The organism is Winogradskyella sp. (genome assembly GCF_965656915.1).
Taxonomy (GTDB): Bacteria; Bacteroidota; Bacteroidia; order Flavobacteriales; family Flavobacteriaceae; genus Winogradskyella.
On the sequence record NZ_CBFHMI010000004.1, the window covers coordinates 51,775 to 71,114 of the forward strand.

The 19,340-nt window shown below is 34.4% G+C and carries 14 protein-coding genes; 13 read left to right on the forward strand and 1 reads right to left on the reverse strand.

Annotated elements, in window-relative coordinates:
- The first annotated feature begins 2 nt into the window (after positions 1-2).
- From ACTG3Y_RS02505 to ACTG3Y_RS02545, 9 genes are all read left to right on the forward strand, one after another.
- On the forward strand, positions 3-974 hold the full coding sequence (locus ACTG3Y_RS02505) for an alpha/beta hydrolase (RefSeq protein WP_439151347.1): 972 nt from the start codon (positions 3-5) through the stop codon (positions 972-974).
- A 43-nt stretch (positions 975-1,017) separates the two neighbouring features.
- Positions 1,018-3,450, forward strand: a complete 2,433-nt coding sequence (locus ACTG3Y_RS02510; RefSeq protein WP_439151348.1) for a TIM-barrel domain-containing protein — start codon at positions 1,018-1,020, stop codon at positions 3,448-3,450.
- Between the two features lie 56 nt (positions 3,451-3,506).
- The gene (locus ACTG3Y_RS02515; protein ID WP_439151349.1) at positions 3,507-5,399 is read left to right on the forward strand and encodes an alpha-amylase family glycosyl hydrolase; all 1,893 of its coding nucleotides are present in this window, start codon (positions 3,507-3,509) and stop codon (positions 5,397-5,399) included.
- Positions 5,400-5,411: 12 nt separating this feature from the next.
- Positions 5,412-6,809: an alpha-amylase family glycosyl hydrolase gene (locus ACTG3Y_RS02520; protein WP_439151350.1), complete on the forward strand. Its 1,398-nt coding sequence runs from the start codon at positions 5,412-5,414 to the stop codon at positions 6,807-6,809.
- 51 nt (positions 6,810-6,860) lie between these two features.
- The gene (locus tag ACTG3Y_RS02525) at positions 6,861-8,504 is read left to right on the forward strand and encodes an alpha-amylase family glycosyl hydrolase (protein WP_439151351.1); all 1,644 of its coding nucleotides are present in this window, start codon (positions 6,861-6,863) and stop codon (positions 8,502-8,504) included.
- A gap of 2 nt (positions 8,505-8,506) precedes the next feature.
- Positions 8,507-10,624 (forward strand): glycoside hydrolase family 97 protein, encoded by a 2,118-nt coding sequence (locus ACTG3Y_RS02530; protein WP_439151352.1) that lies wholly within the window; start codon positions 8,507-8,509, stop codon positions 10,622-10,624.
- A gap of 12 nt (positions 10,625-10,636) precedes the next feature.
- Positions 10,637-10,918, forward strand: coding sequence for a hypothetical protein (locus tag ACTG3Y_RS02535; protein WP_439151353.1), 282 nt, complete (start codon positions 10,637-10,639; stop codon positions 10,916-10,918).
- Positions 10,919-11,195: 277 nt separating this feature from the next.
- Entirely contained in the window at positions 11,196-11,651 is a 456-nt protein-coding gene (locus ACTG3Y_RS02540) for a hypothetical protein (protein WP_439151354.1), read from the forward strand.
- 120 nt (positions 11,652-11,771) lie between these two features.
- Positions 11,772-13,574: a GAF domain-containing protein gene (locus ACTG3Y_RS02545; protein ID WP_439151355.1), complete on the forward strand. Its 1,803-nt coding sequence runs from the start codon at positions 11,772-11,774 to the stop codon at positions 13,572-13,574.
- Here ACTG3Y_RS02545 and ACTG3Y_RS02550 read toward each other — a convergent pair.
- Positions 13,564-14,835, reverse strand: a complete 1,272-nt coding sequence (locus ACTG3Y_RS02550; protein WP_439151356.1) for a Pycsar system effector family protein — start codon at positions 14,833-14,835, stop codon at positions 13,564-13,566. The genes ACTG3Y_RS02545 and ACTG3Y_RS02550 overlap by 11 nt on opposite strands.
- Before the next feature lie 184 nt (positions 14,836-15,019).
- On the opposite strand from ACTG3Y_RS02550, the gene ACTG3Y_RS02555 reads away from it, so the two are divergent.
- From ACTG3Y_RS02555 to egtB, 4 genes are read left to right on the forward strand one after another with little or no spacing between them, the layout of a single operon-like run.
- On the forward strand, positions 15,020-16,582 hold the full coding sequence (locus ACTG3Y_RS02555; protein WP_439151357.1) for a protein adenylyltransferase SelO: 1,563 nt from the start codon (positions 15,020-15,022) through the stop codon (positions 16,580-16,582).
- Positions 16,583-16,637: 55 nt separating this feature from the next.
- The gene (locus ACTG3Y_RS02560) at positions 16,638-16,919 is read left to right on the forward strand and encodes a DUF427 domain-containing protein (RefSeq protein ID WP_439151358.1); all 282 of its coding nucleotides are present in this window, start codon (positions 16,638-16,640) and stop codon (positions 16,917-16,919) included.
- Positions 16,920-16,947: 28 nt separating this feature from the next.
- Positions 16,948-18,171, forward strand: a complete 1,224-nt coding sequence (locus tag ACTG3Y_RS02565) for a bifunctional alpha/beta hydrolase/OsmC family protein (RefSeq protein WP_439151359.1) — start codon at positions 16,948-16,950, stop codon at positions 18,169-18,171.
- 2 nt (positions 18,172-18,173) lie between these two features.
- Complete coding sequence (egtB, locus tag ACTG3Y_RS02570; RefSeq protein WP_439151360.1) at positions 18,174-19,340, forward strand: ergothioneine biosynthesis protein EgtB; 1,167 nt, start codon at positions 18,174-18,176, stop codon at positions 19,338-19,340.

A 19,340-nucleotide genomic window follows, 5' to 3' on the forward strand; every position in this document is an offset into this window, starting at 1 on the left:
ACATGAAAAAAATAATTTTTATTTTAATTATTTGCTTAAGTTTTTCATGTAAAAGTGAAAAAGAGGTTAAAGACGATAAGTTTGAAGTGAAGGTAGAAGATGCGACTTATAAATTGGAAAACGTAGATGATGCCATACTATTTGCTGGAGAATTAATGAGAGTCAATAGTTTTCCATCAAATTATATCACACCAAGACCAGTTGATGTTTGGTTACCAAAAGACTATTCAAAAGATAACAAATATAGTGTGCTGTACATGCACGATGGGCAAATGTTGTTTGATAGTACCGCAACGTGGAATAAGCAAGAATGGAAAGTCGATGAGTGGGCAACGGAATTAATGGATACAGATAAAACCAAAGATTTTATTGTAGTAGCCATACACAACATTCCACAAATTCGTTGGCAAGATTTATACCCTCAAAAGTCGTTTGATTTTATTGATGAAAGCATCAAAGATTCTTTGGTGGATATTGCAGGTAGTAAAAATATAAAGCTCAATGGTGACAACTATTTAAGATTTTTGGTTGAAGAATTAAAACCTATAATTGATAGTTCATATTCTGTCTATACAGATATGGAAAATACCTTTGTTATGGGCTCAAGTATGGGAGGTTTAATGTCAATGTACGCCATAAGTGAATATCCCAAGGTTTTTGGTGGTGCTGCATGTTTATCTACACATTGGCCAGGAGCAATGCCAATGGAAGACAATCCATATCCTGAAGCTATTTTTAATTATATGGAAGCCAATTTACCGAAAGCAGGTGACCACAAATTATATTTTGATTATGGTAACAAAACCTTGGATCAACATTACCCTAAATACGCACCAAGAGTTGATGAAATCCTAAAAGGAAAAGGCTATACAGAAAAGGATTCGAAGAACTTATTTTTTGAAGGAACAGATCATTCTGAAAATTCATGGAATCAGCGCTTAGATCAACCATTAACATTTTTTTTAGGTAAATAGTACCTCATTCTAAACTCGTTTTAGAACCACAAAAAGTAATAATATGAAACAAATAATTCTATATATATCGGTTTTACTATTTACGGTATCAATAGCTGCACAAAATTCAAGCCGAACCTATAAATCGCATAATGAAGAAAACAACATATTTTCGGTGACAACCAACGATGGTAAATATATGTTCAAGTTTTATTCAAAAGACATACTTGAAACAAGTTTTATTCCAAATGGTGAGAGTCAACAAAATGAATCACATGCCGTAGTGATGCAACCAGAGGCTGTAGAAACTTCTTATAGCTATGTAGGAGATGATATCACATTTGCAAGTGAAGGCATAGCTGTTACTGTTACCACTAAACCTTTTAAAATCAGCTATAAATACAAAGACCAACTCATCACATCCGAAAACCGTGGCTATTACAAAAGTGTACACCAACCCATGGACATGGTAAAAGGCAATATTGTAGCCGATTCGACCGAAAAAATAGAATTCAACCTCACCAAAGATGAAGTTTTATATGGTGGAGGTGCAAGAGCCTTAGGTATGAATCGCAGAGGCAATCGTTTACCATTATTCAACAGAGCGCATTACGGCTATGAAACCGAATCTAAACTGATGAATTTCACCATGCCTATTGTACTGTCATCAAATAAATACATGATTCATTTCGATAACGCACCAATTGGATATTTAGATTTAGACAGTAAAGGTGATAATACGTTGACTTACGAAACTGTGTCAGGTCGTAAAACCTATCAAGTCATTGTTGGAGACACATGGTATGACATCATGGATAATTACACCAACTTAACAGGAAAACAACCCATGTTACCACGTTGGGCATTAGGTAATTTTTCAAGTCGATTTGGCTACCATTCGCAAGAAGAAGTAGAAACGACGATTGATAAGTCTAAGGAAGAAGAAATTCCAGTCGATGCTATTATTCTCGATTTATACTGGTTTGGAAAGGATATAAAAGGAACTATGGGAAATCTTGAATTTGATAAAGATTCATTTCCTACTCCAAAGCAAATGATTAAAAATTTGAAGTCTAAAAATGTCGAAACCATATTAATTACAGAACCTTTTATTTTAACCACATCTCACCGTTGGGAAGAAGCAGTTAGAGAAGGTGTTTTAGCAAAAGATTCCATCGGAGATCCTGCTAAATATGATTTCTACTTTGGTAATACAGGCATCATTGATATTTACAATCCAAAAGGTGAACAATGGTTTAAAAATATCTATAAGGGTTTAGCGAAAATGGGAGTCAACGGATTTTGGGGAGATTTAGGTGAGCCAGAAGTGCATCCTAACTGGGTACAACATCATACAGGCTCAGCACCTGAAGTCCATAATATTTACGGACACGATTGGGCAAAATTAGTTTATGAAGCTAGTATAGAAGCCAACTCAAATAAACGACCATTTGTTCTCATGAGAGCAGGTTATTCTGGCTCACAACGCTATGGGATGGTACCTTGGTCTGGTGATGTGAACCGAACTTGGGGAGGCTTGCAGAGTCAGCCAGAAATAGCATTACAGATGGGCATGCAAGGTTTGGCCTATATGCACTCTGATTTAGGCGGATTTGCTGGAGCCAACTTAGATGATGAATTGTATGTGCGTTGGTTGCAATATGGAGTATTTAATCCAATTTTTAGACCACACGCACAAGAAGATCTGGCAAGTGAACCGGTTTTTCGGAGCGATAAGGCAAAACGCTTAGCAAAGTTTGCCATAGAGATGCGTTATCGCATGCTACCTTATAATTATCATTTAATGGCTGAAAATCATATTGACGGTAAACCGTTAATGCGACCATTATTTTTCGAAGAACCAAATAATCCTGAGCTTTTCAACTATTCAAAAACGTATTTATGGGGAAATGATATTTTGGTTTCGCCTGTTTTAGAAGCAGGAAAAAAAGAACAGAAACTTTATTTTCCAAAAGGTTCTTATTGGTTTAATATTGAGAATGATAAATTAATCGAAGGCGGACAAACCAAAACAATAGAATTAAATGAAGCCTTCATTCCAACTTATGTTAGAGCAGGTGCGTTTATTCCGTTGGCTAAGTCGATGCAATCTACAAAGGATTACGACGCTAACTTTATTCAATTACAGTATTATCATCATGAATCAGTTGAAGAATCAGAACGTGAGTTTTACTTTGATGATGGTAAAATGGTTAATGCTATTGAAAAAGAACAATATCAAATTCTAGAATTTGAAGCTGAGATTGAAGGCCGTTGGTTAGAAATTGACTTCGAAGCTGAAATTGGTAAAAATTATGCATCAGAAACAAAAACTGTAGAGTTAGTGATTCATAATATTGCCAAGAAACCAAAACGAATAAAAATTGGTAATGACAAAGTCAATGGCATATATAATGAAGACTATAATACCTTAACCTTAACTATCTCTTGGGATACCAAGGAAGACAAACAAATCAAAATCAAACTTAAAAGATAACCAGTTGTCATTTCGAGAGAACCAAGTATGAGTGACGAGAAATCTCATAATTAAAGATGAAAAAACAAAATTTAGTTATAATCGGACTTTTGATATTAAGCACAATAGCATGTAAAGATGAATCTAATTCAACAACTACTGAGCCTAGTCAAAATAAAGAAATTAAAACGCAAATGAAGAAAAAAGAAGTCGTTTACCAAGTCTTTACACGTTTATTCGGTAACACAAATACCACCAATAAACCTTGGGGAACACTAGAAGAAAATGGAGTAGGAAAGTTTAATGACTTTACAGATAAAGCTTTAGAAGAAATTAAAGATTTAGGCGTGACACATATTTGGTATACTGGAGTGCCGCATCACGATGTGATTACTGAGTACACCAAATACGGCATTTCAAACGACGATCCAGATATTGTAAAGGGTCGCGCAGGTTCACCATATGCGGTTAAGGATTATTATAATGTCAATCCAGATTTAGCAGAAAACGTGGACAACAGACTACAAGAGTTTGAATCTTTAATAGAAAGAACGCACAACGCAGGCCTAAAAGTCATTATAGACATTGTCCCTAATCACGTAGCTCGTAATTACCAAAGTTTAACCAATCCGGAAGGTACTAGTGATTTTGGTGCGGAGGATGATAAAACAAAAACCTACGATGTAAATAACAACTTCTACTACAATCCAGGAGAAACTTTTAAAGTCCCTGAGTGGAAAAACGGTTACCAACCTTTAGGAGGTGAAGATCATCCCATGGCAGACGGTAAATTTTCAGAAGTCCCAGCGAAATGGACAGGAAACGGATCACGAGCATCACAACCCGATATGAACGATTGGTACGAAACCGTAAAAGTAAATTATGGTGTATCACCAGATAGCAAAAAAGACTTTGACGAATTGCCAGAAGGTTTTGATAATGAAGATTATAAAAAGCATTACGAATTTTGGAAAGACAAAACCATACCAAGTTCATGGAAAAAGTTTAAAGACATTGCCTTATACTGGACGGCAAAGGGTGTTGATGGCTTCCGGTTTGATATGGCAGAAATGGTACCAGTAGAATTCTGGAGTTATATGAATTCGCATATAAAAATGAAAAATCCAGATGCGTTTTTGTTAGCTGAGGTTTATAATCCGAGTTTATATCGCGATTACATTAAAAAAGGTAAAATGGATTATTTGTATGATAAAGTTCAGTTGTATGATACATTAAAACACGTCATGCAAGGTCACGGAAAAACCGATAATATTCCACCAATATTAGATGACTTAAGTGATATTGAGCATCACATGCTTCATTTTTTAGAAAACCATGATGAACAACGCATTGCAAGTCCAGATTTTGCAGGTGATGCTTTAAAAGGAAAACCAGCAATGGTGGTCTCAGCAACCTCTACTACAGCACCAACGATGGTGTATTTTGGACAGGAATTTGGCGAGCCTGGCGCAGAAGATTTAGGTTTTGGAGACCCAACCAGAACATCGATTTTCGATTATGGCGCTGTACCAAGTATGGTAAGATGGGTAAATGATAAACAATTCGATGGAGGTCAATCCACCAAGGAAGAATTAGAACTTCGAGATTTTTATAAGCGTCTATTAAACTTTACGATTAATAGTTCTGCACTCATGGGTGATTATCAAGATATCCATTTATACAATCAGCAAAATACAGAATGGTATAATGATAAGGTGTTTAGTTTTGTGCGTTGGTCTGATGATGAACAACTGATTATCGTTTCCAACTTTAATGCGGAAAACACCTTTGGATTTGAATTACAATTACCAGAAGATTTGGTTAAAAAATTAAAACTTAAAGATGGTGAATATCTTGTGAAAGATCAATTATATAATGAGTACAATTCAACTTTAAAAGTTAAAAATGGTAAAGCACAAGTACGAGTTGACATTAAGCCATTACAATCATTTATTCTGAAAATAGAATAGGAACTAAACAAAATGAAAAACTTACTAATCTTGGCTTGTGTAGTGTTTAGTGTTTGGTCTTGTTCAAACAAAAATAAATCTATGTCCTCTTTTGAACAAAGTTCTAATTTAGACAAGTACCAACCTGAAGATTATGTGAAATTACCCCATCCTGAATGGACTAAAAACTCGACGATTTATCAACTAAACACGAGACAATTTAGTGAAGAAGGCACTTTTAAAGCCGCTCAAAAACAACTACCAAGACTTAAAGATTTAGGTGTAGATATTATCTGGCTGATGCCAATTCATACCATTGGAGAAAAAAATAGAAAAGGAAGTTTAGGAAGTCCATATTCAGTAAAAGACTATTACAGTGTCAATCCAGAGTTCGGTACTCTTCAAGATTTAAAAGATTTTGTAAATGCAGCACATCAGCAAGATATGTATGTCATTTTAGATTGGGTGGCTAATCATACCGCTTGGGATAATCATTTGGTAACCGAACATCCGGATTGGTACGATAAAGATTATAAAGGTGATTTTAGACCAACACCTTGGTGGGATTGGAGTGATATTATTGATTTAGATTACAACAAGCCAGAAGTAAGACAATACATGACGGAAGCTTTAAAATATTGGGTAAAAGAAGCTAATGTAGATGGTTACCGTTGTGACGTTGCAGGATTTGTTCCGATAGAATTTTGGAATAACGTCCGTAAAGAATTAGACGCTATAAAACCCGTTTTTATGTTGGCGGAATGGGAATCGAGAGATCTTCACGCTGAAGCATTTGACATGACCTATGCTTGGAGCTGGAATGAAGCGGTTCACAACATATGTAAAGGGCAAGCCGATGTAAATAAATTGTATGTCTATTATTCGTGGAACGAGAGTGCATTTCCAGAGAATAGCATGCGCATGACGTTCGTTAGCAATCATGATAAAAACGCATGGGAAGGTACCATGTATGAGCAATTTGGTGACGGTTTAGAGGCGGCAATAGCCTTATCAGTTATTGGTGAAGGTATGCCACTTATGTATAACGGTCAGGAGGCTGGTAATGAAAAACGATTAGAGTTTTTTGAAAAAGATGCTATTAATTGGCAGTCGCATCCGATAGGCGATTTATATCAGAAGCTGTTCCGTTTAATGAAACAAAATACAGCATTATGGCATGCTAAATGGGGCAACAGAATGATAAAAGTCCCTAATAATTTCGAAAGTGATGTATTTAGCTTTGTACGACAAAATGATAAGGATAAAGTGTTTGCGGTATTTAATTTTTCACCAACAAAGAAAGCTGTTAAATTTAAAGAAGCCCTTTATCAAGGTAATTACAGAGATTTTGAATCTGAAGAAAGCCTAGTTTTGGATGAAAACACAATTCTAGATTTAAAACCTTGGAGCTATAAAATATATATCAAATAAAACCTAATTGTAATAATGAAAATTAGAATCACATTAATAATACTCAGCCTAATGCTCACAAATTGTAAGAACAACCCTAAAGCGGCGGATGTAAAAGCAAATTTAGTTGACCCTTCTGGCTCTGATGCACCCTTTATTTGGGAAGGAGCGAATCTTTATTTTTTACTAACCGATCGTTTTAATAATGGCTATACCTCAAATGATATCAACTTTGATAGAACAAAAGAAACTGGCAAATTAAGAGGGTTCAAAGGAGGTGATATCAAAGGAATAACTCAAAAAGTAAAAGAAGGCTATTTTACAGATTTAGGCATCAATGCCATTTGGATGACACCAATTGTTGAGCAAATACATGGCGGAACCGATGAAGGTACAGGTGTTACTTATGGATTTCATGGCTATTGGGCAAAAGACTGGACACGTATAGATCCTAATTTTGGTACAAAGGAAGATTTACACGAGTTGGTTAAAGAAGCGCACGCTAAAGGTATTAGAATTGTATTAGATGCGGTTATTAATCATACAGGACCTGTTACAGAGAAAGACCCAGTTTGGCCAAATGATTGGGTGCGTACTGATAAACAATGTTCTTACGACAACTACGAAAACACGGTGAGTTGCACATTGGTTGCAAACCTTCCGGATATTAGAACTGAAAGTAATGAGAATGTCGATTTACCATCGCAACTAGTTGAAAAATGGAAAACAGAAGGACGTTACGAACAAGAAATTAAAGAACTTGATGCGTTTTTCGAAAGAACGGGCTATCCTAGAGCTCCTCGTTTTTATATCATTAAATGGTTAACGGATTACATTACAGAATTTGGTGTGGATGGTTACAGAGCAGATACTGTTAAACATACCGAAGCCTATGTATGGGAGGAATTTAAAACAGAGTGCGATTATGCATTTTCTGAATATAAAAAGAATAATCCTGACAAAGTTCTAGATGACAATGACTTCTATTTGGTTGGTGAAGTATACAACTATGGCATTAGCGGTGGGAAATTTTTCGATTATGGCGATAAAAAAGTAAACTATTACGATAACATGTTCTCTGGTCAAATAAATTTTGAATTTAAATGGAACGCAAAAGAATTTGATTATCAAAATCTTTACATGAGATATTCAACTGTTTTGAATAATGAATTAAAACGTTTTGGAGTCTTAAACTATTTAAGTTCTCATGATGATGGAAGTCCATTTGACCCATCTCGAGAAAAGCCATTAGAAACTGCCAACAAACTTTTGTTATCTCCTGGAACTTCTCAAGTATATTATGGTGATGAATCGGCTAGGTCATTGATAATAGAAGGAACTGTAGGTGATGCGACATTACGTTCTTTTATGAATTGGGATGATATACAAGAAAGTGGTAAGACTAAAGATATTCTAACCCACTGGCAGAAACTAGGTCAGTTTAGAGCTAAACATCCTGCGATTGGTGCTGGGATTCATCAAATGATTACTTCACAACCCTATTACTTTTACAGAAGCTACCAAAAAGATGACTTTAAAGATCTAGTGGTAGTTGGTTTGGATGTACACAAAGGACCTAAATCGATTGATGTATCTAAAATATTTAAAGACGGTGATACGTTACACGATGCGTATTCAGGTATAACTTCTAAAGTAGAAAACGGTCGGGTAGCAATAGATTCAGACTATGATGTTGTATTATTAGAACAGAAATAATTATGAAATTTCATTTATTAAAAACTTTAGCAATACTGTTTTTGTTCTCATGTTCTAATGAGGACAATCTAGTTGTAGAAAGTGAATCTCCGAACAACGCAATTAAGGTGAATTTTAGTTTAAATAATCAAGGACGACCGTATTACGTTATTCATTTCAAAAATAGTGTCATTGTTGATACCTCTTATATGGCTTTTGAATTTAAAGATTCAAAATTATTAACTGATAATTTTAAGATTTTACGAACTTCAAAAACATCTTTGAATGAAACCTGGCAAATGCCTTGGGGAGAACAAATTGATGTGGTTAATAATTACAATCAACTTAAGATTGAGCTCCAAGAAATCTCAGATTTAAAACGAAAATTAAACATCGTTTTTAAAGTCTACGATGATGGTATAGGTTTTCGTTATGAATTCCCAGAGCAAGAAGGTTGGACAGAAGCTTTAATAAAAGAAGAGCACACGGAATTTAATCTTACTGAAGATTATAAAACGTTTTGGATACCTGGCGATTGGGATATCTATGAACATTTATATAGTACAACAGAACTTTCAGAAATAGATGCTAAGGCGTATGCTGAACACGTGAATTTAGCACAAACATATATTCCTGAAAATGCGGTTAATACACCAGTAACTATGGTTGGTAAAAATGGAATTCATTTAAGTTTTCATGAAGCTGCATTAGTAAATTATTCTGGTATGACTTTGAAAGTTGATACTGAGAATTTGAATCTCAAAAGTGAATTAGTAGGTTCAGAAAACACAGATTATAAGGTTAAGCGAAGTTTGCCATTTAATACACCGTGGAGAACTATTCAGATTACAGATAACGCACCAGATTTAATAGCATCTAATCTTATTGTAAATTTAAATGAACCCAATAAAATTGGTGACGTATCATGGTTCACACCTATGAAATATACAGGTGTTTGGTGGGAAATGCACTTAGGAAAATCCTCTTGGGACTATGGCATGACACAAGATATGAATACGTGGACCGACCCAGGAAAGTCCAACGGAACCCATGGAGCAACTACAGAAAATGTAAAGCGATTTATTGACTTTTCAGCTAATAACAATATAGGTGGAGTTTTAGTAGAAGGTTGGAATACAGGCTGGGAGCATTGGATAGGCTTTGAAGAAAGAGAAGGTGTCTTTGATTTTGTAACTCCATACCCAGATTACGATATTGATGAAGTGACACGCTATGCTAAAGAAAAAGATGTAGAAATCATAATGCATCATGAGACCTCTGCAGCCACAGAAACCTATGAAAAACGGCGGGACACGGCTTACGCACTAATGCAGAAGTATGGTATGCACGCCGTAAAATCAGGATATGTTGGTAAGATTTTACCAAAAGGAGAATATCACCATGGGCAGTATATGGTTAATCAATATAATAATGCAGCTATCAAAGCTGCTGAATATGAAGTTGCCGTTAATGCGCACGAACCTATTAAAGCAACAGGTTTAAGACGAACATATCCAAATATTATTTCGCGAGAAGGTCTAAGAGGACAAGAATTTAATGCCTGGGCAGAAGATGGAGGTAATCCACCTGAGCATTTGCCAATTGTTGCATTCACAAGAATGTTGGCTGGTCCTATTGATTTTACACCTGGAATATTCAATATTAAATTCGACGAATACAAACAAAATAATCAGGTCAATACAACCTTAGCACAGCAATTAGCCTTGTATGTTGTGATTTATAGTCCTATACAAATGGCCGCTGATTTAGTAGAGCATTACGAAGCTAACCCAGAACCATTGCAGTTTATCCGAGATGTTGGCGTAGATTGGGAAAAATCCTTAGTTTTAAATGGCGAAGTTGGTGATTATGTGACCATTGCAAGAAAAGAACGAGAAACCGGAAATTGGTTTGTTGGAGGAATAACTGATGAAAACTCTAGAGAAATTGAATTAAACTTTGATTTCTTAGATGAGTCAGAAAACTATAAGGTAATTATTTATAAAGATGGAGAAAATGCGCATTGGAACGATAATCCATTAGATATTGATATTCAAACTATTGAAATAGATAAAAACTCTACCTTAAATGTAAAACTTGCTGAAGGTGGTGGTTTTGCCATAAGTTTGAAAAAGAAATAAAAATTTGTCCCTATGAAAAAATTAGTAACTTTACTACTATTAAGTACATTTTCAGTTGTGCTTAATGCGCAGATAGATGGAGTTGGTGTTAATACAACAGATCCCAAGAGTACTTTGGATATTAATGGCAATTTGTCTATTAAACACATAAAACTCACACCCGTAGATGCTTCACTACAAGAGATAGATGATGGTGTATATATTTCCATAGAACCTTTTTCTTCAGGACAACAGTTTCGATTACCAGATGCAATAGAATTTCCAGGCAGACTATATTCTCAGAAATATAGATAATTCAAATGATGCTTCAATCGTCCCTCAAGGAACAGGTGTTGAGTTTTTTGCAGGTGACAATAGTACTACCGGAACAACAAATGTAACTTTAAGTGGAGCCAACGTAACAACCAAAACTTTAATTTTTGTTAGTGACGGAGAAAACTGGACATACGGTCATCTTGGTTTTTAGTGCAATTTTAACAATCTCAAGTGTTACATTCTAATATGTAAGATAGTCTCTTAAATAACGACTACTTATAATATTGTAACTTTGCTACTACATAACTTGAGTTTTTTGGATATAAACAATAACATAGAATCACCTTTTATTATTAAGGTTAGCTTCAATAAATTATTAAATCAGTATGAAAATTTAATTACTGCAGATAATGATTTTATTGCGTCTAATGCACGTCGTGTGATAAAAATAGCAGAAGAAAATCCTATTTTAAGGGACGGCTTTAGTGACTATTCAATTTTTGAGAAATACGAAAAAGAAATAGAAGGAATATTACAAGATTCATTCAGTCCTATATTGACAAAGAATGAAATTAAAACAGCGACAATTCCTTTTCAAAATTTTATTTTTAATTCTTCTGAGCGATTTAATGCTATATTAGAAACTGCTGGTAAGGACTTTGAGTTGGAAATAAAAAATATGCCAACAGATCAAACCTATATTATAGCTTGCACAATCATATTAAACTTTTGTTACGGTTATAGTTTAAACTTTAAACGTCCATTTTTTTAAGAAATACCTGATGCAAACGGTATATTAAGATATTACAAGATTCTGTATAACGCCGATTTTACGGAAATCGCACCAAAATCATCTGCTCCAAAAATTACTCAGGAAGATTATGACGAGTTATTGGATAATTTTGAGAACATTGACCTTTGGAAAGAGAAATTTCCACCTAATAGTTATGAATTTAAGGGCTTTGTAATTTCAAATATTTTCGATGTTACGGACGATCAATCGATTTCTAATATTAAATCATCATTAATTGGTGAAGATAAACGCAAGAGTGAAAACTTTATGAAAAGTTTTCATGAAATTTTCCGTTCGCTATTAGGGTTAAAAGATATAAAAGTTGGTTTTTCTATTTATATAGAAGAGGATGAAAGCTTTGAACGTGTTTATGGTGTTGGGATGGAAAGTTATCTTTTAAATGATAATGCGACATTAAAATGTTCTGAGGCAATGTGTAACTGGTCTTACCAGACCTTAATGAAGGATAAGAAGTTTTATGCGGTTTCTGATGTAGATAAGTTTTGTAAAATATCTAAAGGAAAGGCTCCTCAGTACAAAGCATTAAAAGAACAAGGCATTAAAAGTGCCATTTTAGCTCCAATTGCTAATGAGCAAGGACTAATGGGTATTTTGGAAATTGTTTCTGATAAACCTAAAGTTTTAAATAGTATTAACGCGAACAAATTGGTGGATGTGATGCCATTTATTGTTTCGGCTGTTGAACGTTCTAAAAATGAAGAAGCGAATTTAGTAGAAGCCATTATTCAAAAAGAATGCACATCTATACACTCTAGTGTACATTGGAAATTTGTTCAGGAAGCAAGAAATTATATAAAAACAGAATTTAATACAGGAGAATCGCCAACCTTTAAGAAAATTGCATTTGAGGATGTATATCCATTATTCGGGCAGATTGATGTAAAAGAATCATCAAAAGCAAGAAATAATGCTACTCAAAAAGATTTATCCCTTCAGTTAAGTCTGGCGGAAAAAATCTTAAATAAAACATTAGAAGAAAAAAGTTTACCAATCTACGAGCAAATAAAGTTTCAAATTATTGAATTCAATAACGATTTAAAAACAAATTTCAAAGTAGATAGTGAACATGCAATAACCGTGTTTTTAAGAGATGAGGTGAAACCGGTTTTTGAATTAATTGCACAAACAGAGTCTGCCGTAAAAGAAGACATTGAAGATTACTTCAGTAAAATAGATGATGATTTAGATGTTATCTATTTTTACAGAAGGCATTATGATGATACGGTTAAGTTAATTAATACTAATATGTCATCATTAATAGATGAAAAACAAGTTGAGGCTCAGAAAATGTATCCGCATTTCTTTGAACGTTTCAAAACTGACGGTGTAGAGCACAATATGTATATTGGTGAATCTATAACAAAGCACGATAGCTTTAACATGATTTATCTTTATAATCTGAGGTTATGGCAACTTCAGGTAATGTGTGAGATGGAAAATGAATATTACCAAAGTCAACATGAGTATCCTCTAGGATTAGATGTCGCATCTATGGTATTGGTGTTTAATCAACCGTTATCTATCCGTTTTAGAATGGATGAAAAACGCTTTGATGTAGACGGAACTTACAATGCACGATATGAAGTTGTAAAAAAACGCGTCGACAAAGCATTTATAAAAGGCACCGAAGAACGTATTACTGAAAAAGGTAAACTTACTATAGTTTATTCTCAAAAAGAAGACGAGGAAGAATATGTGAGATACATTAGATTCTTACAGTCTAAAAATGTTCTGGATTATGATTTAGAAATTCTTGAGCTCGAAGATTTACAAGGCGTTACTGGATTAAAGGCGTTGAGAGTGAATATACTTTATCACAATGAAAATGATGATAAAAATTTCTATACTTACGATGATTTAATGGAAACTATTAAATCTTAAAAATTCTTTTATCCACTTTATTTTGCTGAAAATTGTAGGTTGTGGCCTTTTCTGGTATCACATCTTCAATTTCAATTCCCGGATTATTCTTTACCGCAATTCCAAAAGAAATTAAAGAGACAATAATACCAATCATAAACACCGTGTATGTGATTCTTAATAATCTGTATTTACGCTCAAGTACTTTACCTAAAAAGTATAAATCTTTGGTCAGCGCTTTGTATATATAGTCCTTGTCTTGTACCATTTCTTTTATGGCCCATTCAAATTCATCCAATTCCATTTTATGAAAGTTTCCAAAGAAACTTAAATTCACTTTTTGGTTTTTTACATCTTCTTTAGTGAATTGACCACTAGTAACATTAGGACGTGTGGCAATAATCGATAAAACCATAGATATCACACAAAACAAGGTAAAAATAACAGTAGGCCATGTGAGATAAGGGTTAGTATCTAATTTAGATATTAAATTTGCCAAGACAACAGAAATAATAATAGCATTTACTGATAATAAAATATTGGCTTTAGTATCTGCAATGTCACTTAACTTTATATGATTTCTCAATGCTACCCTATAGAATGTTTGCACACCACGATCTGGACTTTCACTTTTGTAACGTGCTTTGTACTTCGCCTTAAGTTTTTCAATGTTAATTTTTCTTTTACGCTTTTTCTTTTTGCCCATTAATTTGGCAAGGTTTTTTTCCTTTCTTGGTTGCCAATTTTTTAAAGCATATTCTGTATGGTATTGATGTTTCTCCGTTAAGACTTTAATATTTTCAGCGCGCCACTCTGCCGGAGAATAGGACTTAATACCACGTAACTCTAGTTCTATTCTTAAAAATTCACTAGCTTCATTGAAGTACTTCTTTCCAAAATGCGAAGCATCTGCATCTCGAATTATTTTTTCAAGTTTATTGGTCGGTGTTGAATCAAATTTAGTGGCCATTATACAATCTGAAACAGACTTAATAATGTTTTTACCAACACCTTTGCTCTTTAAAAAGGTTTCAGCAATTTTCACACTTTCAGCTTCATGATTTTCAGAACTTATCGTGTAGCCAACATCATGCAGTAATGCTGTTAATTCTAAAATTTCAGCCTCTTCTTTCGTAATATCAGAGTTTTCTATAAGTTCTCTTGTGCTTTTTAAAACCCGTTCTGTGTGTGTATTATTATGATAAATAAATGTGTTAGGAAGTTCCTCTTTTAATAGGTTAAACACAAATTCTTGTGTGTCTTCAATAAGAGACTTTGCCATAAAGGGTTTAAATTTTAGAATTAGGTCTAAATTACGAAAAATACAAGACTTAACATTTTATTAAATGCAAGGCAACCTTCGAAGTTGTATTTTTATAAAGTGACAAGACAATGTAATATTTCCATGTATTTGTCGACAAAACTTAAACAACATTTCAACCAAAAATAACTTTTGGTTTCATTTTATGAAATTAAAAATAGCGAATACCTTTAATAACGAATTACCATCTGATCCTATCCGGGAAAATACGAGACGAAAAGTATTTAATGCTACACACTCTTACGTTCTTCCTAAAGTACCTTCAAACCCTAAATTAGCTCATGCTTCAAAAGAAATGGCTCAGAATTTAGGTATAAGTGAAGAAGAACTACAATCTGAAGAATTTTTAAATATATTTTCTGGTACAAAAGTATATCCTAAAACCAAACCTTATGCCATGGCTTATGCAGGACACCAATTTGGAAATTGGGCTGGGCAATTAGGTGATGGCAGAGCTATAAATCTATTTGAAATTAAGCACAATGATAAACGCTGGGCTTTGCAGCTTAAAGGCTCAGGAGAAACACCGTATTCTAGACAAGGAGATGGATTGGCGGTTTTAAGATCTTCAATAAGGGAATATCTGTGTAGTGAAGCCATGCATCATTTAGGAATACCTACAACCAGAGCATTGAGTTTAATGTTGTCCGGAGACGATGTTTTGAGAGATATGCTTTACGATGGTAATGCCGACTATGAAAAAGGAGCCATTGTGTGTCGTGTAGCACCAACCTTTATTCGTTTCGGAAATTTTGAGTTGTTTGCAGCAAGACAAGACCATATAAATCTAAAAAAGATAACCGATTATACCATTAAATACTTCTTTTCGTCCTTAGGTAAACCATCGAAAGACACTTATATCAAGTTTTTTAGTGAAGTGTCACAACGGACGTTAGAGATGATTGTACATTGGCAACGCGTAGGTTTTGTCCATGGTGTCATGAATACCGATAACATGTCTATTCTAGGTTTAACTATAGATTATGGCCCTTACGGTTGGCTCGAAGGCTTTGATTTTGGATGGACGCCAAACACTACAGACCGCCAGAATAAACGCTATCGATATGGTAACCAGCCTAATGTTGGTCTATGGAACCTGCTGCAGCTCGCAAATGCCTTATATCCTTTGGTTGAAGATGCAGAACCATTTGAAAATATCTTAAATCAATTTCAAAAAGATTTTGATGATAAATCACTAGACATGATGCGTTCTAAGTTAGGCTTGCAATTAAAGGATTCAGAGGATTCCAAGTTAATAGAGCGTTTAGAACAGTGCCTTTTACTCACAGAAACGGATATGACTATTTTCTTCAGGAATTTAGCTAATTGTAAGAAAGAAAATTCGAAAAATAATTTAGATAGTATTTCTGAAGCCTTTTATAAACCAGAAGAGTTAAAAGATGTAGTAATAGAGCAATGGCAATCTTGGTTTAATGCGTATCATCAAAGGTTAAAAATAGAGAATTTATCAGATATTGAAAGAAAGGAAATAATGAATGCTGTAAATCCTAAGTATGTGCTAAGAAATTATATGGCACAATTGGCAATTGATGATGCTAACAAAGGTGATTATAATTTAGTGGATGAATTATTTCAAGTCCTCAAAAAACCATATACTGAGCAGCCGGAATTTGAGAAATGGTTTGCAAAACGCCCAGAATGGGCAAGGCATAAAGTAGGCTGTTCTATGTTGTCTTGTAGTTCTTAAATTAAAATTAGAAACGGTCTATTGAGCCCAGTCAAAATACATTAAAACGATAAATATGAAAGCCATTTGGAATAATCAGGTTATAGCAGAAAGCAACAATACAGTTGTTATAGAAGGAAATCACTATTTCCCACATGATAGTATAAATAAAGAATTTTTTAAATCTAGCGAAACGCATACAGTTTGCCCTTGGAAAGGGACAGCATACTATTATACCTTAGATGTAGATGGTAAAGAAAACACAGATGCAGCTTGGTTTTATCCACAAGTTTCAGAATTGGCTAAAGGCATTAAAAACCATGTTGCGTTCTGGAGAGGTGTAGTAGTAGAAGAGTAGAGGTATACTGAACTAAATTCAGCATAAAATGAAAAGCAAAAAACTCAAAATAGAGAATAAAAAAGGATTTGTACTCAATGCCTCTTTAGAGCTTCCTGCGAATCAAAAACCAAACTACTATGCCATTTTTGCACATTGTTTTACATGTAGTAGTAGTTTAAATGCAGTGAGACATGTGAGTAGAGCTTTAACTCAAGATGGTTTTGCTGTAGTACGATTCGATTTTACAGGTTTGGGTCGCAGTGAAGGTGAATTTGCGGATAGTCATTTTTCTGCAAATGTTGAAGATTTAATGGATGTTCATGCCTACATGAAAAAGCACTACGAGGCTCCAAGTTTGTTGATTGGTCATTCTTTGGGTGGTGCAGCTGTACTGGTAGCGGCTTCTGAGTTAGATGCTGTAAAAGCAGTTGCGACCATTGGAGCACCAGCGACGGTAAACCATGTAAAGCATTTGTTTACACATCAAGTGGAAGATGTAAAAGATGATGAAGAAGTAGAAGTCAATATTGGTGGAAGACCATTTGTAATCAACAAAGGTTTTCTTGAAGAATTTGAAAAAACAGATTTGCCAAAAACGATTAAAAGTCTAAGAAAGCCGTTATTGATTATGCATGCACCATTTGATAAAATTGTGGGTATAGAGAATGCAGAACAACTATATAGAAACGCTCATCATCCAAAGAGTTTTGTAACATTAGATAATGCTGACCATTTATTGACAGATGAAAGAGATAGTCAATATGCAGGAGACGTTATTGGGACTTGGGCTAAGCGTTATTTTCCTAAAGAAGAAAATACAATGCTAAGTACGGAAGGGGAACAATTAGTTGGTCATTTAAATATTATTGAAGATAATTTTACAACCTCTATTCAAACCAAAAACCACACCTTCTTGGCAGATGAACCATCAAGTATTGGAGGAAGTGATTTCGGTCCGTCACCTTACGAGTATTTAAATGCAGCATTAGCAGCCTGTACAGTTATGACACTTAAAATGTATGCGGAACGAAAAAAATGGGATTTACAAGAAGTGTTTGTTTATATATCGCACTCAAGAAAACACAGTGATGATTTACAATTTGCAGGAGATAAGCCAAAATACTTAGATCATATCAGTAAAAAGCTAAAATTTGTAGGTCAACTAGACGCTACTCAAAAAGAGAGGCTAAAGGAAATCGCCTCGCGCTGTCCAGTGCATAAAACCATTGCAAGCGAAGTAATATTTGAAACTGAAATAATTAAAAATTAAAATTGGAAACGATAACAACCAAAACCATAACAAAGTCAGAATTCTTAGAGACACGACAGACAACTCAAGATATCTGTCAGTCACTAAATCCTGAAGATACATCCATACAGCCTGTTGAATTTGTGTCACCTCCAAAATGGCATTTAGCACATACGACGTGGTTTTTTGAGCAATTTGTTCTAACAACGTATATGAAGGGTTATGAAGTCTTTCATCCAGACTATACGTATTACTTTAATAGTTATTATAATAATGTTGGAGAGCGTGTGATGAGAAGCAGTCGCGGACTAATGACAAGACCAACTTTAAATGAGGTATTAGATTATAGAGCCTATGTAGACATGCATATGGCAAAGTTTTTATCGGAAGATATTTCCGTTGAGATAAGTGATGTTATAGGAATCGGGCTTCAGCATGAGCAGCAACATCAAGAACTTTTAATCTATGATATAAAGTACATATTCGGTCACCAACCATCTTTTCCAACTTTAGACTATCCAATTCAGCTACAAAAAGAGAAGCATTCGCGAGATTTTATAAGTATTCCTGAAGGAGTTTATGAAATAGGTCATGAAGGTGATAACTTCTGCTTTGATAACGAATTAGGAAGACACAATGTTTACCTTCATGAATATGAAATCTCCAATAAGTTGATTACAAATGGAGAATATTTAGAGTTTATAAATGATGGTGGTTACAAAGATTTTAACTTATGGCATGCAGAGGGTTGGGATTACATTAAAAATAAAGAGGTTTTAGCACCAATGTATTGGCATTATAAAGATAAACGATGGAAATTCTATACCTTGAATGGGTTTGGTGAGATAGAATTAGACCTCCCTGTAACTCACATATCTTTTTATGAGGCTTTCGCCTTTGCACAATGGAAAGGCATGCGTTTGCCAACTGAATTTGAATGGGAAGTAGCGTCACCTCAATTTAATTATGGACAACTGTGGGAATGGACTAATAGTGCCTATTTACCGTATCCTAATTACACTAAGGTAGATGGTGTCTTAGGTGAGTACAATGGTAAATTTATGGTGAATCAAATGGTGCTAAGAGGACATTCTGTAGCAACCTCCAAAAACCATAGCAGACCGACATACCGTAATTTTTTTCATTCAGAAATGCGTTGGTTATTTTCTGGAATAAGACTTGTAAAATAA